Origin of the sequence: Ruminococcus sp. AM43-6, from assembly GCF_003461785.1 — a bacterium.
GTDB classification, from domain to species: domain Bacteria; phylum Bacillota; class Clostridia; order Oscillospirales; family Ruminococcaceae; genus Hominimerdicola; species Hominimerdicola aceti.
Map to the genome: position 1 here is coordinate 278,680 of NZ_QTXU01000002.1, position 23,269 is coordinate 301,948.

The window sequence follows — 23,269 nt, forward strand, 5'->3', positions numbered from 1 at the left end:
CTAGCTTCCCCACAAACTGAAAAATATCGCAAAAAAATACCGACCGCTCAACCCGAGCCGTCGGTATTTTCATTATGCCAATATAGCCTTATTTCTTAGTGGTCACATTCTTAACAGCCGACCAAGCGCCGTAATACTTTGTGCCCTTTACAGTTGTGTAAGATCTCACACGAACATAGTATTTCTTGTTGGCAGAAAGCTTTGAAACAGTGGTCTTGTCTGTCTTGTTGTTTGTTATAGTCACTTTCTTTGCACCAGTGAACTTTGAGTTTGTTGCATACTGAATCTCATATCCGGTAGCAGAACCCTTCTGCGCCCAGTCGATAAAGAATGCCTTTGACTTAGCCGTAAGCTTCTGTATCTTCTGCTTTGCAGGATTTATCTTGAACGTCTTTGTGATAACTCCGCCATACTTGCCCTTGCCTGTTATCTTTACAGTAGCCTTGCCAACTTTTTTGTTGTTGGAGTATGAAACTGTGTAGTCAGTGCCGTTTTTAAGAACAGTGTTTCCCACCTTTACAGTTACGTTCTGTGTAATAGCCTTTCCTGTGAACGCCTTTGTGGAAATGCCCGAAACAGTAGCCTTTGTGATGTCGTTGTTAGCTGTCTTTATGCCCTTTACATCAGACCATGCGCCGTAGTATACCTTGCCATTTACGTTTGTGTAAGAACGAACACGAACATAATATGTCTTGTCCCCCGACAGACCGCTTACTGTCAGCGTGTCAGGCTTGTTTGCTGTCAAATGCTTTGAAACTGCACCGCTCATGTTTGAGTTTACAGAATACTCAACGTCATATCCCGTTGCAGAGCCTTTCTGCGCCCAATCAATATAGAAGCCCTTGTATCTGGTTTCAAGCTTCTGTATCTGCTGTTTTGCAGGAACAATGTCGAACTTAGCGCTCAGAGAGCCTGAATAGTTGCCCTTGCCGTATACATAAACGTTTGACGTGCCGACGTTTTTGTTGTTTGAGTATGAAACTGTGTAGTCAGTGCCGCTTGTGAGCGTCCTGCCTGCTGCCTTTACTGTAACTGACGGAGTAATATTGCTTCCTGTGAATGAAACGCTTGAAGTCACTGAAACAGTTCCGCCTGCCATTGCACGCTTTGTGATAGTGAAGTTCTTTGATGTGTAACCTGTGTAGTCGCCCATGCCTGTCGCAATAACAGTTGCAACGCCAACGTTTAGATTGTTTCTGTATGAGATAGTGTAATCCTTGCCTGCCTGAAGCACCTTGCCGTCAAGCGTAACTGTAGCCGCAGGCTTTTTGTATGTGCCGTCATAAACATAGCTTGTTTCTGAAAGCGTAAGAAGTCCGTTGTTAAGGCTCTTCTTTGAAATAACTATCTTAACGTCCTTTGAAACGCTGTCATAACCATTTGCAGAAGCCGTAACAGTAACATATCCTGTGCCTGTCTTGAGAGCGGTCACGTTTCCGTTCTTGTCAACAGTGCATATTGACGGAGTCGTGCTTTTGTATGTGAGAACAGCCCCGCTTGTTGATGAACTTGCTCCAATGTTCTTGCTCTGTCCCGCAATTATCGTAACGCTTGAAGAACAGTTAAGATCTACTCTGTTGCCGTAAGGCTTCATAAGAGCCTCGATAACGTCCTTTGCAGGGCTTGTAACAGTATTGTTTTTTCTGTTTATGTAGCCGTGATATTCACTGTTGAGAATAATGCTGCTTCCGTTGTATCTTGCAAAAGCATTGTTGTCCCACAGTACGCATGGAATGTTATTCTTCTTTGCAAGCGCGGTGTAGTCTGTCGCCCACTTTACACGCTCTGCAGTGTTGTTCTTGTCTGTTGAGCCGAACTCACCTATAACGACAGGTATACCCCTGTCACGGAAATTGCTTTTCAGCGTGTTGAAAAGGTCCCGAAGCTCACTCTTTATTGAAGATGTATATGCAGAGGTCGAGCCTGGACCAACATTCATTGCAAAGTTGTAAGGGCTGTATGCGTGAACTGATACAGCGATGCGGTTTTTGTTGCCTGAGATATCTGTAGGAAGCTTGAAGCCTGAAACGGTTGCCCCGTCTATGGAAGCGTCGTAACCGGGACACATGATAAGTCTGCCCCTGTTGTTTGAGCCTGTGGCTCTTATGGTGTCAACAGCCTTCTGATTGAGCTTGTTTATGCAGTCGATAGCGTCCTTTACCTCTGACGGAATGCTCCACTTGTTGAACCACCATTCATAGCTGGAGCCGATAAGACGAGGCTCATTCAATGTTTCAAATATAAGATGATAGTCATAATCCTTGAAGTATTCTGCCGCCTGTGACCATACGCTGGTAACAAATTTCTCAGAGCTTGAATATGCAGAAGACCTTGGGTAATATCCTGCTCCCGAAGCGCTTGCAGATGACTTTGTGTCATGATGAATGTTCAAAATAACATACATATCGTTTTTGTAGCAGTAGTCAACTACTTCCTTTACTCTTGCAAGCCATGCTGAGTCTATGGTGTAGTTGCTTCCCGATACGTGCTTGCCCCAAGAAACAGGCACTCTCACTGTGTTGAAGCCTAAAGACTTTACCTTGTCTATAAGAGCCTGAGTTGTTTTAGGATTGCTCCACGATGTTTCCGTGTTAAGACCCGAACCGCCTGTTGCGTCAAGAGAGTTGCCCAAATTCCAGCCCAGACCCATATCCTCAAGTATGGCTTCCGTGTCAGCGTTTTTGAGAGTATCTCCCGACAATGCCTGCGCATTTATATCCCCAAGGTCAAGACCAATAAATATGGTCATTGCCATTAAAAGAGATAAAATAAAGCTCAGGTATCTTTTTGATACTGATTTCATTCTTTCCCGTCCTTTCATATATAAAATATTAACCTCATCAGTATCTTTTATTATACCACATCTCTGTTCAAATTAGAATACGCTTATTAAACAAATAACATACCTTCTTTTTGTGTATAAATCTCAAATGTTCATATTTTTAATCGCTATATGAAAAGTGCCGATTTATTAGAGCTAATATAATTATACAATGTTAAAATTTTAGAGTGTATTATCTGCAAAAAAATCAGACCTTGCTATTGAAAATGAAGCGGTATTGTGCTATAATCAAATGTGTTCAAAACTTTAGTCCAAAGAAAGGAAAGGTGTATTTTATGAAAGTTAAACAGTGGCTTGCATCATCACTTGCAGTGCTGATGCTTGTTTCGACCGTGGGCTGCGGAGATAATTCCTCAAGCTCAGAGGCTGAAAGCAAAGAAACCAACAGCTCTGCCGTTGTTTCGGAAACTGCAATGCCTGAAAAGGATTATGCAACAACGACCGACGGCTCAGCGAAAGTCAAGATCGACGGAACAAAATTCATGGTGGGCGACAAGGAGCTTTGGTTCAATGGAGTGAACGCTCCATGGGATAAGTGGAACGACTTTGGCGGAGGCTTTAATTTTGAGTTCTGGCAGGATCATTTCCAGAAGCTTCACAATTCAGGCGTAAATGCCGCAAGAATATGGATAATCTGCAACGGCGACGTTGGTATGGCTATCTCAGCAGATGGTACATTTGACGGTGCAACAACAGCTCATTGGGAGGATCTTGACAATCTGTTCTATCTTGCAGAGCAGTATCAGATCTATATAATGGCAACAGTTCAGTCCTTTGATAACTTCAAGGATCAGAACCAGAATTATCAGGCTTGGAGAACGCTCATTCAGGACAGCGACAAGACAGATATGTTTGTAGATAACTATATAGTTCCTCTCGTTCAGAGATATGGCAAGAGCGACTATTTCTGGTCTGTAGACCTTTGTAACGAGCCTGACTGGATAGTTGAAAATGAAGAGTGCGGCAAACTTGATTGGCTCTATCTGGAGCAGTATTATGCAAAGGCAGCCGCAGCTATCCATGCAAATTCAGACGTTCTTGTAACCGTGGGTCTGGGTATGATAAAGTATAACTCCGACAGCCAGCAGGGCAACAAAATATCCGACAGCGAGCTTCAGAACGTTTTGAGCGGTGATAAGTATGACAAGAGCCTTGCCTATGTTGACTTCTATTCAACTCATTGGTACACTTGGATGCAGGGAATGTGGGGATATCCTTTCAGCGAATCTCCAACAGACTTTGGCCTTGACGGTACAAAGCCTTGCGTTATAGGCGAATGCCCAGCCGTTGCAAGCGACAGCGATTTCGACATCACCTCAGCTTATGAGGACGCTTACAACAATGGTTGGAACGGTGTGTTTGCATGGAAAACAAGCGGTCAGGACGATGGCTGTGGTCTGTGGCAGGATATCCAGCCTGCTATAGAGAAAATGGCAGGTATCTGCGAGGATAAGATATTCCCTAACGGCAAAAAAGCTGTATAAACAAACTTTGATAAAATAATCACAAAAAGAGCCGACTTTTGCGGCTCTTTTTTGTTGCTCTTTTTTGTGAACAAATTGTGCTGTCTGTTGACTATAGTGCGGCATAATGCTATAATAAGATACGGAAAATCAATGACGATTTGCAGAAAGTAAAATGCTGTGAATCGTTATTTTTACGCATTAACGTCATACAATGGCGGTGTGGAAAGGAAGTAAAATCATGGAAGAGTATAGCTACATATTGTTTATTGCACTTATACTGCTTTCGACCAAGATTCTCGGTCTTGTAACAAAGAAAATGAAACTGCCGCAGGTAGTCGGTGCGTTGTTGGCGGGTGTAATACTCGGACCTGCCGTTCTTAATGTTGTAAAAGAAACTGAGTTCATCTCAGAGCTGTCAGAAATCGGCGTTATCGTGCTGATGTTCACCGCAGGACTTACAACAGACGTTAAGGAGCTTAAAAAGACTGGTAAAGCGTCATTCATAATTGCTCTTCTTGGCGTTATCGTACCACTGTTCGGCGGACTTGGGCTTGCCGCTGCAATGGGCGTAGGCAAGGGCGATAAGCTCGCCTGCTCACCATTTCTGCAGCACCTCTTCATAGGCGTTGTGCTTACTGCAACATCAGTTTCTATCACAGTAGAAACTCTGAAAGAGCTTGGCAAGCTCTCTACAAGAGCAGGTAATGCCATTCTCGGTGCGGCTATCATAGACGATATCCTCGGTATCATCGCATTGACCCTTATCACAAGCCTTGCAGATACAAGCGTTCACGTTGCAACAGTCCTTATTAAGATAGTAGCGTTCTTTGCAGTGGCTATCGGCTGTACAGTCGTTTACCATGTTGTGTTCACAAAGTGGAGAAAAAGAGATAAAAAAGACCTTAGACGTCACGTTATCATTTCCTTCGTTTTCTGCCTGCTCATGGCGTATGTAGCAGAGCTTTTCGGCGTAGCAGATATCACAGGCGCATTTGTTGCAGGTCTTGCAATTTCAAGCGAAAAGGACGTAAAGTATATCTCAAACAGATTTGAAACACTTTCGTATATGTTCCTTTCACCAGTGTTCTTTGCAAGCATCGGTCTTACAATGAACGGTATCAACATGAGCGGCAAAATGGTGCTGTTCACAGTTTTGCTCCTTGTTGTGGCAATAATTACAAAGATAATAGGCTGCGGACTAGGTGCAAAGGTTTGTAAGTATACAAATCAGGAAAGCTTGCAGATAGCAATGGGAATGATATCCAGAGGCGAGGTCGCACTTATAGTAGCGGCTAAAGGACAAAAGCTTGGACTTATGGGCGATGAGGTTTTCGCACCTATCATCATCATGGTGGTTGCAACAACGATAATCACACCGGTATTCCTGAAGTTTGTGTTTAAGGATAATCATGAAGAACACGTTGAGGACGAGCTTATGAAGTCTGTTGAGGGCTTCTCACAGTATGAACAGGAGCTGCAGGAACTCTCAAGAAAAGAAAAGTAATGAAAAAAGCAAAGAGCGGAGCAAAAAAAAACTCCGCTCTTTTTTTGTACAAAAAAATCCGCTACCACGAATGATAGCGGATATGGGTGCAGGGGCACGCCCCTGCTTAAAGATTGAACATGATCTGATTGAGAACGCTCTCCAGATATTCCTGTCTGCCGCTAGAAAGTGAGTCAGTAACTTCGCCCTTCTCAACTGCATACTTCTCAAGGCTCTCCATGTCAGCCTTACCTGCAATGATGTCTGCACCAATGCCTGTTGTCCAGCTTGCATATCTGTCATCAACGAACTTGTCAAGTCTGCCGTCCTCAATGATCTTTGCAGCTGCCTTAAGACCAAGTGCAAATGTGTCCATACCTGCAATGTAGCTCAGGAAAATGTCTTCCATTGTGTATGAGCCTCTTCTTGCCTTAGCGTCAAAGTTCAGACCGCCGTTTGTGAAGCCGCCTGCCTTGAGAACTTCGTACATACAAAGTGTAGCATCATAAGCATTTGTAGGGAACTGGTCTGTATCCCAACCGAGCAGTGGGTCGCCCTGGTTAGCGTCGATAGAACCAAATACACCGTTATCTCTTGCAACTCTCAGCTCGTGCTGGAAAGTGTGCTGGGCAAGTGTAGCGTGGTTAGCCTCGATGTTCATTTTGAAGTCCTTGTCAAGACCATATTTTCTCAGGAAACCGAGAACTGTAGCTGTATCGAAATCATACTGATGCTTTGTAGGCTCCTTTGGCTTTGGCTCGATGTAGAAATCACCAGTGTAGCCCTTTGAACGAGCATAATCAACAGTCAGCTTCATAAGTCTTGCCATGTTGTCAAGCTCCAGACCCATGTTTGTGTTCAGAAGAGTTTCATAGCCTTCTCTTCCGCCCCAGAAAACATAGCCCTTACCGCCAAGCTTGATAGTAGCGTCAACAGCGTTCTTGATCTGAGCAGCCGCATATGCGAAAACATCAGCAGAAGGTGACGTACCTGCACCATGCATATATCTTGGGTGATCGAAGCACTTAGCAGTACCCCAAAGAAGCTTCTTAGTAGGGTCAGCAGCCATTTTTTCAGCTATGTAGTCAACTACCTCAGCAAGCTTTGCGTTAGTTGTGCCGAGATCACCGTACTCAGGAGAAAGGTCACGGTCATGGAAGCAGAAATAGTCGATAGAAAGCTTGTCCATTATCTCGAAAGCAACATCGACCTTCTTCTTAGCTCTTGCCTCAGGAGCAGCCTCGCCCCAAGTCTTGTCAGTAGTGCCGCAGCCGAACATATCAGTGCCGTCGCCGCCCATTGTGTGCCACCATGAAAGAGCGAACTTGAGCTGTTCTCTCATAGTCTTGCCCATTACAACCTCATCTGGGTTATAGTACTTAAAAGAGAGGGGATTAGTTGAGTTTACACCCTCATACTTGATCTTTGGAATATCCTTAAAATACTCTGCCATAATTTTGACCTCCGAATATATTATTGTTTGATCTTAACGATTAAACGATTACAATATAATAATACACCAAACCGCACCCATTTGTCAACTGTTTTTTATTAAAATCGCATATATTGATATAAATTAAAATTGTGGGATAACTGCATAGACACACTATTTTTTCTCGTACTTTCATCAATATTTCTGTAATAATTTTGTGTAATAACTGCACAAATTCTGACAGCTAAACTTGTGCAAACAAATGATTTATCTTTTAATTTGGCAACATTTCTGCAATTGTTGCATTTTTTATGCAACAAAAGAGGTGTTTTTCGTGTATAAGTAGAAAGCGTCTTAGATACTTGCGGGCACGTACAAGCCCTGCGACTTAGTGAATACGATGAGAGATTCTGGAACAGGCTGTAGAGTACTTGTATCAGGACGTGGGCGTGCATTGTGATATTTTGTGTATGCAACACCTAGGACATAATACCAAATGTCATACCCCGAACGTAACTTGAAAATCGAATATAAACGGCTGAAACACGAACCCAACGGCAACAAATCTGTAGGGGACGACGCCCTCGGCGTCCCGATATTCCTCACCCATTGAATTAACAGAGATTATCACAACAATGTCACCCCGAATAATTCAACATCGAAGATACCAAAACCACGGCGTTACCTCTCCGAACGGGACGCCGGGGGCGTCGTCCCCTACAATTATGGATACTGTTGATACGCATACCTCCATTGAATACATTTATCCTCACCCGAAAATCTGATTTCAGACCTGCAATACCCCACAATAAATTGTACAATATGCTCTCAAAATCATTTTGCGACTTAATAGATATTGTGCAACCCTACAAAAATCACATAAATGACCTTAAATGACTTGAATTTTGCGAAAAAGGTGCTAAAATATAATTAGCACTCAGAAAGACTGAGTGCTAACAATCTGATCGTGAGAGTGCTGAAAACATAGGTGCGACCACGAAGGATCCTAATTTAGTATATTAAAAGGTATTATAAAAGGAGGAACTTATCATGGCGATCAAACCATTGCAGGACAGAGTTGTAGTTAAGATGACAGAGGCTGAGGAAACCACAAAGAGTGGTATCATTCTCACAGGCTCAGCGAAGGAAAAGCCTGAGGTCGCAGAGGTAATAGCTGTAGGCCCTGGTAAAAAGGACGTTACTATGGGTGTTAATAAGGGCGACAAGGTGCTTATCTCTAAGTACAGCGGTACTAATGTTAAGCTGGACGGTGAAGAGTTCATTATCGTTAAAATGGACGACATTCTCGCAGTTGTTGACTGATTTCACTGCATTTTAAATAGTATATAAACGGAGGTAATTTACAATGGCTAAGGATATAATTTTTGGCGAAGACGCAAGAAAAGCTTTGCAGAGCGGTATCGACAAGCTCGCAAACACTGTTAAGATAACACTGGGACCTAAGGGCAGAAATGTAGTTCTTGATAAGAAGTACGGTGCTCCTCTTATCACAAACGACGGTGTTACTATAGCTAAGGAGATCGAGCTTGACGATCCATTTGAGAACATGGGCGCACAGCTTGTAAAAGAAGTCGCTACTAAGACTAACGACGCTGCCGGTGACGGTACAACAACAGCTACATTGCTTGCTCAGGCTCTTGTTAGAGAGGGTATGAAGAATATCGCAGCAGGCGCTAATCCAATGGTACTTAAGAAAGGTATGGATCAGGCTGTAGATACTGCTGTTGAAACTATCGTCGCTAACTCAAAGAAGATAGAAGGCTCTGATGAGATAGCTAGAGTAGGTGCAGTTTCTGCCGCTGATGAGAACATTGGTAAGCTTATCGCTGAGGCTATGGAAAAGGTAACTGCTGACGGCGTTATCACTCTTGAAGAGTCAAAGACTGCTGAAACTTACAGCGAAGTCGTTGAGGGTATGCAGTTCGACAGAGGATATATCGCACCTTACATGGTAACAGATACAGATAAAATGGAAGCTGTCCTTGATGACGCTTACATTCTTATCACAGACAAGAAGATCTCTAACATTCAGGAAATTCTCCCACTTCTCGAGCAGATCGTAAAGGCTGGCAAGAAGCTTCTTATCATTGCCGAGGACGTTGAGGGCGAGGCTCTCTCAACTCTTATCGTAAACAAGCTGAGAGGCACATTCACTTGCGTAGCTGTAAAGGCTCCTGGCTTTGGCGACAGAAGAAAGGAAATGCTTCAGGATATCGCTATCCTCACAGGCGGTCAGGTAATTTCATCTGAACTTGGTCTTGAACTCAGCGAAACAACTATGGAGCAGCTGGGCAGAGCAAGACAGGTAGTCGTTCAGAAAGAGAACACTATCATTGTTGACGGCGCAGGCAACAGCGACGATATCAAGGCAAGAGTTGGTCAGATCAAGTCACAGATCGAGAACACAACTTCTGATTTCGACAGAGAAAAGCTTCAGGAAAGACTTGCTAAGCTTTCAGGCGGCGTAGCTGTTATCAAGGTCGGTGCTGCTACTGAGGTAGAGATGAAGGAAAAGAAGCTGAGAATAGAGGACGCTTTGGCAGCTACAAAGGCGGCTGTTGAAGAGGGTATCGTAGCAGGCGGCGGAACAGCTCTTATCAACGCTATGCCAGCAGTTAAGAAGCTCGTTGACAAGCTCAGCGGTGACGAAAAGACAGGCGCTCAGATCGTTTACAAGGCTCTTGAAGAACCGGTTAGACAGATCGCAGTGAACGCAGGTCTTGAGGGCAGCGTTATCATAGACAAGATAATCCGTTCAAGAAAGGTCGGCTACGGCTTTAACGCTTATACTTCTGAGTATGTTGACATGATACCTGCAGGTATCGTTGACCCTACTAAGGTTACACGTTCAGCTCTCCAGAATGCAGCTTCTGTTGCTTCAATGGTGCTCACAACTGAGAGCCTTGTTGCAGACAAGAAGGACCCACAGGCTGACGCTGCTATGGCAGCCGCAGCAGCAGGTGCAGGCGGAATGGGCGGTATGTACTAATAAGCTCCCATGACTAATATCTGATGTAATTTACAGCCTCCGTAGTTATCCTGCGGAGGCTGTTTGTATGGAATGGGTAATATTTTATGACATAGTTTACAAATATCAAATAATATCCTCGATGCTTTTGTAAGTAAAATCCAAAAGTATTGATTAATTAAATTAAATATATACATATTGTTGCAGACGTCCGCTTAAAATTGGAGCAAATTATGATATTTAATAAAAAGTTAAATAAATATTCACACAATGGGTTTGTGAATTTGTTATAATACTTATATCAATTTGAATAATTATTGTCTTTTGTTCAAATTTTCAGAAGTGCGAAAATTTGAAATAATGGGCATGAAAAGAAGTAAATAAACGAAAGGAAGATGAAATATGTCGCTTGGACGAGTATTGGTAGTAGACGATGATAAGAACATCTGCGAGCTGCTCAGGCTTTACCTTGAAAAGGAGGGCTATGGAGTAATACTTGCACATGACGGTGAGGAAGCAGTGGTAAAATTCAACGCTCTTAAGCCTGACATCATACTGCTTGACATTATGCTGCCTGGTATAGACGGCTGGCAGGTATGCCGTGAGATAAGAAAGAAGTCCAACGTGCCTATCATCATGATAACCGCAAAGGTAGAAACATTTGATAAGGTGCTTGGTCTGGAGCTTGGAGCTGACGACTATATCGTAAAGCCTTTCGATACAAAGGAAGTTATCGCAAGAATAAAGGCTGTTTACAGAAGAGTAGGTCAGTCATCAGGCGAAGCTGAGATAAAGGAAGTCAAGTATGACAAGCTTTCAGTTAATATGACAAGATATGAGCTGAGAGTAAACGGTCAGGTGCTTGATACACCACCAAAGGAGCTTGAGCTTCTGTTCCACCTTGCTTCAAATCCGAACAGAGTTTATACAAGAGATCAGCTCCTTGATGAGGTATGGGGCTTTGAATATTACGGCGATTCGAGAACTATCGACGTTCACGTTAAGCGTCTGCGTGAGAAGCTTGAGGGCGTTTCTGACAAGTGGGCACTTAAAACTGTATGGGGCGTAGGATACAAGTTTGAAGTCGCTGAAACACCGCATGAGTAATCGTAAAAGCATATTCTTTAAATACTTTGTAATTTGTTCAGCAGTAATACTTATAAGCTTTGTGTGCTTAGGAACGGTATTACTGCTGGTTTCTTCAAGGTATTTTATTGACGAAAAAAAGAGCCTGTTGGAGAAAAACACCAAGGCTCTTGCTTTATATACGCAGGAAGAAATGCTGGCTCAGCCTGCCGACTGGAAAAAGTCGGTGACAGATGAGATGATGCAGTATTCAATGGCGTGCAACGCTGATTTTATCTTGTGCGACTCTACGGGAGCAGTGCTTGTGAACTCCAGTAAGGATCCTGTGTGCAGCCCTCATAATATATCTGTCCATGAGCTTGAAGCTTTTTCTGACAATTGCGAGTATGTTTATTCGGATCTCGGAGGAGCTTTCGATGCTATATATCATGTGATAGGTAAGTCGTTCAAAGCGAATGGACCTGAATATTATGTGCTTGCATTCAGTTCAAAGGCGGCTCAGGACGACTATACCTACAACATAATGGAAATATTTATAGTTTCCGCTATAATAGTTCTGGTCATAGTAATGTTTCTGGTATATTTCATGACGCTGAAGCTTACTGAACCTATAAAAGAGATAGCGGAGGTGTCAAAGAAGATAGGAGCAGGAGATTTTTCTGTCACCCTGCCTGATTATTCTACCTCGGAGCTTGAACAGCTCAGCAACGCTTTCAACGATATGGCTGCCAGCCTGAAAAGCTATGACACCATGCGAAACAGCTTCCTTGCGAACGTTTCTCATGAGCTTAGAACGCCTATGACGTCTATAGGCGGTTTTGTGGACGGTCTGCTTGACGGCACCATACCAAAGGAGCAGGAGAGATATTATCTTAAGATAATTTCCTCTGAGGTACACAGACTTGCAAGGCTCGTAAGAAGTATGCTCAATCTTGCAAAGATCGAGGCAGGCGAGCTTAAACCTAATTTGCAGTATTTCTCTGTGCTTGAGCCGATAGTCGATACCCTTGTGACTTTTGAGCCAAGGCTTGAGGAAAAGCAGATAGAGATAAGGGGTCTTGACGTTGACAGAGTGACCCTTTATGCGGATAACGACCTTGTTCATCAGGTCATGTATAACCTCATAGAGAACGCCATAAAGTTCGTTGACAAGGGCGGATATATAGAGTTTCACTTTGAGCCTGAGGGCAATATGACAAGCATTTCTATCAGAAACAGCGGTGAGGGTCTGTCTGAGGACGAGCTTCCGCTGGTGTTTGACAGATTTTATAAGACCGATAAGTCAAGAGGACTTGACAAGACGGGCGTTGGATTGGGACTTAATATCGTGCGTTCTATCATAAAGCTCCACGGGGGCAAGATAATGGTACGAAGCGTTAAGAACGAGTATACGGAATTTGTGTTCACGCTGCCTAACAAGGCGGAGGGCGACTAGGAGGCTCATATGGAGCAGTTTGAAGAGCAGCCTTGTCTGCATGATGAAAATGAAGATACAGCCCAAGAAACTGGGCATTACAAGCTGCCTGAGGGAGCGGTAGCCGCTCATAAGGTGGACGAAGATTTTTGGTCGGCTGTTGATTCGGCAAGAAAAAGAAGCCGCCGCAGAGAGCGTATGCACCACGCAGTTGCAAGGCTGTGCTTTATGGTGCTTTTTGTAGGCATCGGAATAGCCATATCAATAACCTCCATAAGGGGAAGCGGCTGGGTGAGAAATCTTGTTACAGGGGACGAGAAGATAAGCTTTACGCTTCCTGTGGCTGACAAGCCGAAGCTTGACGATGAATTTTATCAGGCTGACGGAAGATACACTGCCGAGGGTATCGCAAAGGGGTTTTCTCCTGCTGTGGTATCTATAGAGGTTTACAAAAATTCGGGTGGATATGTTGCGGCAGGTCAGGGCAGCGGTGTTATAATGTCTGCTGACGGATATATCGTCACAAACGCTCATGTTGTAAATGCGGCGGAGTCGGGCATAAAAGTTGTTCTAAGCGACAATTCGGAGTATGAAGCCAAGGTGGTGGGGCAGGACCCTGCCACGGATATAGCGGTGATAAAGATACAGGCACAAGGCTTGCAGGCGGCTGAGTTCGGTGATTCAACTCAGGTGAATGCAGGGGAAGAGGTGGTCGCTATCGGCTCACCGGCTGGCTATTACGGCACTGTGACAAAGGGTATCGTGTCAGGTGTGAACCGCAGGATAAGGCTTGAAAACTCGTCAATAATAATGAACTGCATACAGATAGACGCAGCCATAAACCCCGGTAACTCAGGCGGAGCGCTGTTCAATATGTGGGGTCAGGTCATAGGGATAACCTCATCGAAGCTTGCTTCAAGCGATTATGAGGGCATAGGCTTTGCGGTATCCATTGACGAGGCGAAGCCTGTTATTGAGGAGCTTATGGAAAAGGGCTATGTGGCAGGCAGAGTAAAGATAGGTGTGACTTATTATGCTGTCAGCGACACCACTGCTGAGATATACGGCATAAAGCCGGGTATTTGTATTGTGTCTATAAACCCTGATTGTGACGTTGCCAACACAGACCTTGCGGAGGGCGATATCATCACGGAAATAGACGGAAAGTCCACCGCAGGAGAGGTGGATATAGCGTCGCTGTTTTCAGGAAAGCAGGCAGGAGATGAAGTTGTCTGCAAGGTATATCGCAAGACGGACAGCGGTGATGAGAAAGAGTTTGAGATAAAATTCAAGCTTATGGCGGATAACGGCGGTCTGGTGGCAGAAAGCCAGGCGGAATAGATAACAAAAGTGGATAAAAAAAGAAAAAAAGCTGTGGTAAGAAAGGGTACCACGGCTTTTTTTCTTAGGGGATTAATAAAATATGTGATGATATTATAGAATTACTATAATACTATTATTATATATTCCCCTTAGTTTCATGTCAACATAAAAGTGTGACAGCTATTTCAAAAAAATCTGTCACACTTTTTGTCACTGGGAAAATGTATAAAAATACAAAAGAGCAGACCATATTGCGGTCTGCTCTTAGTTTTCATGAAAAATTATTCAGAAAGACCCTCGATAGAGAATGTAATCTCAAGGCTGTCCTCAAATGCAAGATTGTCCTTGTCGATAGGAGAATCCTTAGCTGTATCGCCGTAATCGTTGTAGATCTCAATTCTGTAGCAGTTGTTGTTGTCCTCGATGTTGCCATACTTGATCTTAGCTTTATCGAATGCAACTTCCTGACCGTCAGCCTTGATAGACTTAAGCTCTACCTTGAGATCGTCAGCGTTGTACTTACCTGGAGTTTCCTTATCAGTCTTAGGATCGCCTGTGCCCTTGAGTTTTTCGCCGTTAAGAAGACCGATGATATCAACGCACATTACTACGCAACCCTGAGCGCCAACAGCATAGTCGCCGTCAAGAGCGATCTGTGGGTTGATGCCCTCGTCCGGATCGTCATAAGAGATAGAAGCGTTTGTGATAGAAACTGTGTACTCACCGTCGCCTGTTATGTCAGCGTCAACGCCGAATGCTTTAGTAGCTTCAGGTTCGCCCTGACCTTCCCAGTTGCCCCAGAGCCACTCTCCGTCACCGAACATAAGGAATGCATCATAGCCCTCGAATGTCTTTACAGGTGTGTAATCTGAATCGCCGCCCTCTGTCTTTGAGTCAGCTGTGCTGTCTGCTGCTACAGCAGAGTCGCCTGCTCCGCCGCCTGTTGCAGCAGAATCCTCTGTAGCAGCTGTTGTAGTTGTTGCAGCTGTAGTTGTAGTAGCAGCTGTAGTTGTTGTTGCGGCAGCAGTAGAGCTTGAAGAATCAGCTGAATCGCCGCATGATGCGAATACTACTGTTGTCAGAGAAAGAGCTGTGACAGCAGCAAGAATTTTTTTAGCTTTCATTATAATAACCTCCTGAAAATAATGGCAGTTACACTGCCCCTAAGATAGAATATCTCTAATGAATATGATACAAAATTTTCGCATTTTTTTCAAGATACTATTTAAACAAATTTCCTTATGATAAATCGTTTACATTATACAAAACTTGTTGAAACTATATAAAAATATTAACCTTACAGCAACATATTGACCAAATTGTGCGAAAAAAGTGCAGTTAAAAAAATGAATAAGCTTTGGCTTTTGAGGAACAATAGGTACAAACACCATAGAAAAAAGGAGCGAAAGAAATGGATATAAATTTAAGCAAGGCGCAATACAGCGAGATGTACAAAGAGGCTTCCCACGGGACTAAGTGGTGGGTGACCATACCAAAGGCGTTTTTATTTGGCGGACTTATATGCGTTATTGGGCAATCGCTTATGGATATGTATTTATATTTAGGTTTATCCAAGGATAACGCCTCAATGTCGGTATCAATAACTTTGATATTTTTATCGGCTCTTCTCACAGGTCTTGGCTGGTATGACCGCATAGCGAAGCACGCAGGTGCAGGTACGCTTGTACCCATAACAGGTTTTGCGAACTCTGTGGCGGCACCTGCTCTTGAGTTCAAGACGGAGGGATATATTCTTGGGCTTGGGGCGAAGATATTCATTATCAGCGGACCTGTTATTCTTTACGGCACTTTGGCTAGTGTGCTTTACGGGCTTATTTATTATTTGTTTTTGCGATAAGCTGCTTGCAATTCATGATAACCGCACAAACTAACTGTAGGGGAGCGGCGCAATTTCTGCTTTGCAAAAATACGACGTCCCGTGTTGGAAAATATTGTGCAGTTCATTGTGCATATACCGCATGGTTGAGCAGCAAGCAGGTGGGGGCTGTCGGGGGCGCCAGCCCCTACACAATAGAAACACCGCACTGGATATGTTTTAGGCAGAATAAAAGGGCAGCGAATTTGCTGCCCTTTTTATCATACAAGTGTATCTTTATATTTCTTGCCCTCTACCACCAATATTGGATAGCCGTCAAGGTACGGTTTCACGGCTTCCGGATTTTCGTCTGCATACTCAAATATCTGATCTGCCAATTCGTTAGCCGTTTTCGTCAGCTCCTTTATGGACTTTTCATTCATAGTAGGACAGACCGGCGACAATGTTATTACTTTAGTTTCATTCAGTGCCATTACTCTCAGCGGCCATATCCTGCAGTCGAACGGTTTGTCGTCGCCTAATATACAGCCCTTCTCGTTATCCAGCATTGGGCAATAATACAGGTCTGCATTCTGTTCCTTATCCATTTTGAACAAGAAATGGTTTTCCTTCTTTATAAATTCCTGCTTAGGGGCATATTCCTGCAATATCTTGCTTGCAAGCGTTTGTGAGATATATGGTGTTTCCCATATATCATAGCTGTCAAAGCAGCAGCATATCCTGCACTTTGCACATTCCTCTTTTGACAATATTTTTGAAAGCATTTTTTCTGTGATGCCTGCCGTTTGCAGGCATTTCCCCCTTTCACGTCTATGGTATGTCAGCCACACTTTTGTGGATTGTATGTTTTTACTAATTATAACACGTTTCTTTGATAAAATCAATAGTGGCTTATTTTTTTCTACATAGGGAGCTATCTGTTTTATGTAAATTAACAAACTATTTACATTTGCTCTGCCGTATTGGGAGTATTCTCTTTACGGAAGGTCTTATTTGCGGCAAAGCCTATGCCGAGCATCACTGCCATGCCTGCCCACACAAGGGGTTCGCTTATCATGATGCCGAAATATCCCATGCGTGGGGCGAGTATCATTGCCACTGCGAACTTGCCCAAAAGCTCTATTATGCTTGAAGCTATAGGTGTTATCTTATCTCCTACGCCCTGAAGTGCGTTTCTGAAAACTATTACTATGCCGAGGATAAAGTAAAATGCTGTGTTTATTTTCATGTATTTTTCCACTGTACCCACTATCTCAGGGTCGCTGATACCTGTGATAAGGTGTGCGAAAAATGGTGTGAAAAGCCATGTTGCGGCTATTACGATAACAGACCAGCCCCATGTTATGAGGGTCGCTTTTTTCACGCCCTCTTTTACTCTGTCTATCCTGCCTGCACCGTAGTTCTGGCTTGAAAAGGTTGCTGAAGCTGCACCGAAAACTGATATAGGGAGCATAAAGATCTCAGATATTTTTCTTGCGGTGGTGTGGGCGACTATTATGTCAGTGCCGAAGATATTTATTGCGCCCTGCATTATAACAGTGCCGATACCAACGAGAGATATCATAAGTCCCATTGAAACTCCTGTTGCATACATATCTCCTGCGAGCTTGAAGTTAAAGCGGAAGTCGTTTTTTGATGGGATAAGAAATTTGTGTTTTTTAATGATGTATATTATACAAAGCACAACTGAGATACCCTGTGCGATAAGGGTGGCATAGGCTGCACCCTCAACACCCATTTTAAAGCCTAGGATAAAGAGAAGGTCAAGCCCGATATTAGCGATAGTTGATATTATAAGGAAGATAAGTGGCGAAACAGTGTCGCCGACTGCACGGAGGATACCTGCGCAGATGTTATAGAACATTGATATTATCATTCCTGCAAGGATTATGACTATGTAGGTTTTTGCTTGCTTAAAGATGTTGTCAGGCGTGTTCAACGCTTTCAGCAGTGGGTCGATAAAGGCAAGGCTGAGGGCAGTGAGGGCTATTGCCGTTGCGATACCGAGGGTAAGGGCGTGGGCGACGGACTTTTTCAGGCGGTCAAACTCTTTTGCACCGAAAAAGCGTGCTGTCACAAGGGCAAAGCCGTTTGTAAGACCGTTCAGAAAGCCTATTATGACGGTGTTCACTGATGAAGTTGCGCCAAGGGCGGCTATGGCATTTTTGCCTAGGGTCTGTCCCACGATACGGGTGTCGGCAAGATTATAAAAAAGCTGAAAAACGTTGCCAAGCAGAAGGGGCAGAGCGAACATCAAAATAAGCTTTGTGATATTTCCTTTCGTTAGGTCTTTCATAATTCTTTCTCCTGTTTATGTCTGATATTTATTCCTAAAACCATATTATTTTAGCACAAACAGAAATTCAATTGGTTATATTACTGTGAACATTTATTGTACATACTATACAATTTGCGGTGGTTTTATTTGTGTGCAATAACGAAAACGTTTTAGCAAAAAAGCACCCGACAGAAATTTATCCGTCGGGTGCTAAAGGGGAAATTTGGTGTAATGCTATTTAACTATGTCTACACTGTCAGTGGGTTTTGAGAGATCGGCATAGCTGTATGAGCGTATCTGTCTGTCGGAGAAGATATAAATATATCCGTCCTGAACGAATGCACTGCGGTAACGATCTCTCTGGTCATTGTCGTTGACCATAGTCGTGATCTCGTCTTCGCTAGCATGATCGAAATAATCGTCAAAATAATCCGTATATTCGTCAAGCTTTATAGTTCCACACTCGCTGAAAGTTTTTGTTTCTCTGTCATATTTCATTACCAGCATTTTTTCCACAGTTTTATTATAATAGGTATAGTCCAAATTGTAGCCGTCGGTGGTCTTGCCTACTGTGGTAATGTCATTGAATGGTATGGCTATATATCCGTTTTCGTTGTCTGTTATTATTGAATTTGAAAAAACAGTGCTTGCGGATCTTTGGGTCATATCCTTTCCGTCAACTGTTGTTCCCATTTCTTTCTCGTGATATTTGTATTCCTGTATAGTCTTGAAGAAGTTGAATTTCTTTACTACCTCTGTGTCATAAACCTGCACCTGATCCACTGTGCCGTTAGCATTCGCTATGCCCTTGCCGCTTGAGCCGTATAAAAGGGTTTCTTGCTTTTCTGTTTTGCTCTTGTCGAGTATCTTTACGCTGAAAGAGTCAAATGACGTGCTGTCGGTACGCACGGCGATATCGTCATTATAGTTTGTCAGGCTATAATGGAAGAAGTTGTTTGCCGTTGACACTGCTATCATTTTATCATCAGGGGTCACCTGAGTTATCTTGTTTGGGTCTGAGAAATCATATACTTCATCAAGCTGGATATTGTTCGCTGCCTGATAAGTGTCATCATTGCTGTAAGCGGAAGAATAATCTCTGTAAACATACAGCATAGAATGATAGAACGTGTTATATCTTGCACTCTCGAAATCAGTGTCCTCGTATGTGAGGGTCTTTTTCACAGGGCCGCCAAGGTCATTGTCAAAAAGCCACAGGGTGCAGATATTAATGCCGCTATAGATATTGTGTGTGCTGATATCGTAAATGTTTGCAGAGTCGTTTGAGAACAGCGACAATCTGCCGTTATACTCGTCGCCTGATATGGCGTGGCTTATATGCTCGGCGTCTGCGCCTGTGACGGTCTGGGTTTTGTTAAGCTCCATGTCGCCGCCACCGTAGTTTATTCTTGTAATAAGCGCTCTTGTTGGCACTGTGCTGTAATCATCGTCTGTTTTTTCAAAGCCATATGCTCTTAAAATATAAATGTTGTCTGTTCCCATTAAGATGCTGCTTTCACCGCAGGCGATAAGCTTTGAAGCCATGTATGAGCCTTGATTTTTTCCGTCAAAGGACGAAAGCAGGATCATGGACGGTGTATTATCTCTGGCTGTGATATACATTTCACTTTCTTCAAAAAGCTGTTTTTCGCCATTGATGTATCGCACTGGTGCGATATCCTCGGGCTTTTGGTCATCTAAGAGCAGTGAAGCTGCTCGGGTGTAGCGTGACACGATGAAAAACTTTCCGTCAACTTTTCTTATGCCCTCCAGCACGCCGGGTTGTTCAAACTCGCTTATGAGCTTGATATTCTCAGGGTCGCTCACGTCAAACCCGCACATTCCGCAGTATTCGATATCGAGGTTTTTCTTTCCTGCCTTCACGGGTAAGATAAAGTCGAAGAAAGCGTAAAGCTCGTTATTATCCAAATACATTGCAACAACGCTTGGAGCAAACTTACAGCCGTACTGTTCGTATTCGGCAATGTCAACAAGACCTTTTTTAAGGAAAGTTTCCGCAAAGATATCCTGTTCTGACTTTGTGATATTTCCGTTTTGGGTAATATAAACGTCGATACCGCCATTGTCAGTAATGAAATGGGCATTTCCGTAGGTTATGTTTGTTTCCAGCTCATCTATGCTGTTTGTGGGGGTGATATCCACGCCTGAGCGAGTGAGCTGTATATCAGCGGGGTTAGGGGTGAGCTGGTGATCTCTAAGTGCCTGCTTATACAAAGCCACATAGTCATCGTCATCAACAGTCAAAGTGTCGATATTTTTGAATATATAGCTATTGTCAACTATAAAGTCCTCTATGTTTTTGCTGTTGCTATTTATATAGTTGTAAAGACCCTTATAGGTCGTTCCACGGAGGCCGTCAAGACCTGAGGCGTCAGCGGACTGTGAAGAAGCGGAATTGGGGTATTTTTTGACGAACTGGGTATTGCTGAACCTAAGCACAGCAAATCCGCCTACCACAAGGACGAAAGCCGCCACCACAGCCAGACATCTCAGGGCGTTGCTTCTGCCGCTGTTTATTTTTATCTCTGCACTATTTGGAGTATTTTCGATAACGGGTCTGAAGCCTGCCACGTCCAGCATATCTTTTATTTCCTGGGGCATGAGCTTATCAGGAATTTTGTTTGCCTGTTCCATTTGTCTGATAAGCTTTCTGCGTTTTCTTAAATTTCTCATCATGTCACCTCCTTTCCAAACAGCTTACTGCGTATTTTTGCTTTACCTCTGGATATATGGGAACGGACTGTCGTATCTTTAATACCTGTTATCTCCATTATCTCCCTGCCTTTGTAGCCTGCTATACAGTGAAGTGATATACAGAGTCTTTCCGCTTCACTGAGATCAGCAAACTCTTCTAAGATCTCGCACCGCTCGAATCCGTTTTCGTCCTTGATTATTGCGTCGCTTTCATTAATATAATCGAGGTTAGAGCGTCTTTGGGCGTATTCCTTTTGTTTTTGTTTGATCTTGGCGACCAGAATTTTGAACATCCAGCTATCGAAAGCTTCGCTTTTCCGCAGCGAGGAGATGCTCATATAGCCGTCCAGCACAGCGTCCTGCACTGCATCGGCGGCGTCCTCGGCATTTTGCAGATTAGCGAGGGCGTAATAATAAAGCTCCTTATATATCTCTCCATAGAGCTTAGAAAAGGCGTCCGTATCGCCGTTCACCGCAAGTTCTGCGAGCTTTTTTCTTCCCTTTTTGTCCAATCTGATCCCCCCTGTCGTCCGCCATAATATAAGTGTATATTTTTCACTGAAATGTTGCAGTGAAAAAAATTTTTTGAATAAAAAATCGGGGACGAGGTGGTCGTCCCTGATGATATTTGTTTATCAAACTGTGTAGGTGCTGGCGTCCTCGACAGCCCATTTCCTATTTGCCTGTACGAGCTTGCGTTATCCGCACAAAGTTCGGCGCAACAATTCACAACATTGTCTGCTTCTTTTCATTCGTGAAAATTCCAAGCTTAGCCGCTCCGATATCGGGCTGTCGAGGGCACCAGCACCTACATCAAAGTTCTACCGCCGCAAAATCGCTTAGCCCGGTACTGAGGGGGTAACTTTGGTCTGCTATGCTAATTCCTCATTTCTCATTTTTCACACCGCATACCCATTCCTGTTCAACAATTTTATGACCTTCTCATAATTAAGTCCCTTTACGGCATGATAGTCTGTACTCTCCGAATTGGTATAAACTCTCACGGCACAAGTATGGCTTATCTTCTGAAACGGATTTTGCATGACCGTTACCATTGACACTCTGTCAAGTGCGGCTATTGATTTATGAAAGCTATACCATTTACAATATGACAATGTACAATACCCGTTTTCAAAGCCTATTGATGTTGTGAACGCTGCCGCCGCCTTGACTATCACGAGCCACAGCAATGGTATGGTAGTTAGTATAACAAGTATGGTTATTTCTCTTTTCCAGTTAGGAAAAAAGTAAAGCGCTCCTCTTCCTGATACGATGGGTATAAACGTGCATATGAGCGGTATCGTTATAAATCTGCCAAGGTCGGCTTTTCCTGTGGAGATGTCGCTTTTCACCGGCGGTATTTTCGGCATGAGCATCTTCAGGGAGCGGTCAACCTGTCCGTTTGTCGTTATCGGTATAAGTGCTGATATTTCAAGCCGTCTTTTTCCGTATCCTGTACAGTGGGCAGACACTGAGGTTATTTTGCATATCTTCATAAGCAATGATTGTCTTAGGTCGATATAGTTTACTCTATCTCTATAGAGGACGTGTCTGCGTCTTGTGCCTATCCCGCTTCTGATTATGAAAAGGTCGGAACAGCGTGTGCAGGAAAAATTCCAGTGGCGCATTAGATTCGACAGAAATGATATGAGCCAGCCTCCTGCCAGCACACCGCCTGCGATAAGGATATATTCAGGCACTTCTGCAAGCACCGGAACTTTTGCTATCTCCGTATTCACTCTGCGGAGTATTTGTTCCTCCGCCTCTCGTCCTACTATCCTATATGCTTCGTAAAGTACCGACAGCACGATTATCATGCCTGACAGAGTTGATGAAAAGATAAGAGAGAATATAACGAGCAGGCTTTTCTTTGAGTTGTAGACATATTTAGGTTTGTTTTTGCATTTGGCAGTGGCAAAATGATAAAGCTCAAAGGCTCGTTTTTTTGTAAGGGTGAGCATTATATCTGCATTTTGCAGTGATTTTGCATCGGTGTCTATGTATACGGCACAGGAATGTATAAGTCTGGAAATATATCCTTGCGACAGTGACAATGAGCTTATCTCGGCAAAATAGACCTTAGTTCGTGTTATGCCGAAATAGCCTGTGTGGGCTATGATGCAATCTTCTTCAAGCTCATAGTAGACAAATATCCAGCGCAGGAAAGCGTAGCCGAAGATAAATGTGATAGTGAGGATATCGACCCAATGTGCCTGAAACCAGCTTTGAAAGTTGAATTTTGCGGCTATGAGATACTTGGCAAGAGGGATAGCAAGAAGCCACATATATTTAGTTGTATAAGATAATATCATTATAGGGTGCTGTCGGTGGGCGAAGAAATTCTTCAGCCAGCTTCTTTTTTCCTTGATAGTTTCTCTGCGGCTCATTTAAACCTTTCCTGTCT

The 23,269-nt window shown here is 43.5% G+C and carries 16 protein-coding genes; 8 read left to right on the forward strand and 8 right to left on the reverse strand.

What is annotated here, in order from left to right:
• Positions 1–88 precede the first annotated feature (88 nt).
• Positions 89–2,803, reverse strand: a complete 2,715-nt coding sequence (locus DW938_RS02985) for a cellulase family glycosylhydrolase (protein ID WP_181984351.1) — start codon at positions 2,801–2,803, stop codon at positions 89–91.
• A gap of 314 nt (positions 2,804–3,117) precedes the next feature.
• Here DW938_RS02985 and DW938_RS02990 point away from each other — a divergent pair, with 314 nt between their 5' ends.
• Both DW938_RS02990 and DW938_RS02995 read left to right on the forward strand, forming a co-directional pair.
• Positions 3,118–4,326, forward strand: a complete 1,209-nt coding sequence (locus tag DW938_RS02990; protein WP_181984352.1) for a cellulase (glycosyl hydrolase family 5) — start codon at positions 3,118–3,120, stop codon at positions 4,324–4,326.
• A 220-nt stretch (positions 4,327–4,546) separates the two neighbouring features.
• Positions 4,547–5,812, forward strand: coding sequence for a cation:proton antiporter (locus DW938_RS02995; protein WP_118123830.1), 1,266 nt, complete (start codon positions 4,547–4,549; stop codon positions 5,810–5,812).
• 106 nt (positions 5,813–5,918) lie between these two features.
• Here DW938_RS02995 and xylA read toward each other — a convergent pair whose 3' ends face one another.
• Complete coding sequence (gene xylA / locus DW938_RS03000; RefSeq protein WP_022287212.1) at positions 5,919–7,244, reverse strand: xylose isomerase; 1,326 nt, start codon at positions 7,242–7,244, stop codon at positions 5,919–5,921.
• Between the two features lie 1,029 nt (positions 7,245–8,273).
• Between xylA and DW938_RS03005 the strand changes: the two genes are divergently transcribed.
• The 5 genes from DW938_RS03005 to DW938_RS03025 all read left to right on the forward strand — a co-directional run bounded on the left by DW938_RS03005 (position 8,274) and on the right by DW938_RS03025 (position 14,053).
• On the forward strand, positions 8,274–8,546 hold the full coding sequence (locus DW938_RS03005; protein ID WP_022288719.1) for a co-chaperone GroES: 273 nt from the start codon (positions 8,274–8,276) through the stop codon (positions 8,544–8,546).
• Positions 8,547–8,589: 43 nt separating this feature from the next.
• Complete coding sequence (groL, locus tag DW938_RS03010) at positions 8,590–10,233, forward strand: chaperonin GroEL (RefSeq protein WP_117877148.1); 1,644 nt, start codon at positions 8,590–8,592, stop codon at positions 10,231–10,233.
• A gap of 381 nt (positions 10,234–10,614) precedes the next feature.
• A complete protein-coding gene (locus DW938_RS03015; protein WP_022288718.1) occupies positions 10,615–11,319 on the forward strand; it encodes a response regulator transcription factor in 705 nt (234 codons plus the stop codon).
• Entirely contained in the window at positions 11,312–12,733 is a 1,422-nt protein-coding gene (locus tag DW938_RS03020) for a HAMP domain-containing sensor histidine kinase (RefSeq protein WP_038670254.1), read from the forward strand. The genes DW938_RS03015 and DW938_RS03020 overlap by 8 nt, the downstream gene beginning before the upstream one ends.
• A 9-nt stretch (positions 12,734–12,742) precedes the next feature.
• A complete protein-coding gene (locus DW938_RS03025) occupies positions 12,743–14,053 on the forward strand; it encodes a trypsin-like peptidase domain-containing protein (RefSeq protein ID WP_118123831.1) in 1,311 nt (436 codons plus the stop codon).
• A gap of 263 nt (positions 14,054–14,316) precedes the next feature.
• On the opposite strand, the gene DW938_RS03030 is transcribed toward DW938_RS03025, so the two are convergent.
• Entirely contained in the window at positions 14,317–15,159 is an 843-nt protein-coding gene (locus tag DW938_RS03030; RefSeq protein ID WP_118123832.1) for a hypothetical protein, read from the reverse strand.
• 287 nt (positions 15,160–15,446) lie between these two features.
• Here DW938_RS03030 and spoVAC point away from each other — a divergent pair, with 287 nt between their 5' ends.
• On the forward strand, positions 15,447–15,893 hold the full coding sequence (gene spoVAC, locus DW938_RS03035) for a stage V sporulation protein AC (RefSeq protein WP_158455015.1): 447 nt from the start codon (positions 15,447–15,449) through the stop codon (positions 15,891–15,893).
• Positions 15,894–16,132: 239 nt separating this feature from the next.
• Here the strand turns inward: spoVAC and DW938_RS03040 are convergent, their stop codons facing one another.
• The 5 genes from DW938_RS03040 to DW938_RS03060 all read right to left on the reverse strand — a co-directional run bounded on the left by DW938_RS03040 (position 16,133) and on the right by DW938_RS03060 (position 23,252).
• Positions 16,133–16,636, reverse strand: a complete 504-nt coding sequence (locus DW938_RS03040; RefSeq protein WP_038672828.1) for a hypothetical protein — start codon at positions 16,634–16,636, stop codon at positions 16,133–16,135.
• Positions 16,637–16,815: 179 nt separating this feature from the next.
• Positions 16,816–18,168 carry an MATE family efflux transporter gene (locus tag DW938_RS03045; protein ID WP_118123833.1) on the reverse strand — a complete coding sequence of 451 codons (1,353 nt, stop codon included), beginning with the start codon at positions 18,166–18,168 and terminating at the stop codon, positions 16,816–16,818.
• A 216-nt stretch (positions 18,169–18,384) separates the two neighbouring features.
• On the reverse strand, positions 18,385–20,844 hold the full coding sequence (locus tag DW938_RS03050) for a hypothetical protein (RefSeq protein ID WP_118123834.1): 2,460 nt from the start codon (positions 20,842–20,844) through the stop codon (positions 18,385–18,387).
• Complete coding sequence (locus DW938_RS03055; protein WP_022288710.1) at positions 20,844–21,377, reverse strand: RNA polymerase sigma factor; 534 nt, start codon at positions 21,375–21,377, stop codon at positions 20,844–20,846. The genes DW938_RS03050 and DW938_RS03055 overlap by 1 nt, the downstream gene beginning before the upstream one ends.
• A 387-nt stretch (positions 21,378–21,764) precedes the next feature.
• Complete coding sequence (locus tag DW938_RS03060) at positions 21,765–23,252, reverse strand: PH domain-containing protein (protein WP_118123835.1); 1,488 nt, start codon at positions 23,250–23,252, stop codon at positions 21,765–21,767.
• Positions 23,253–23,269: the final 17 nt, after the last annotated feature.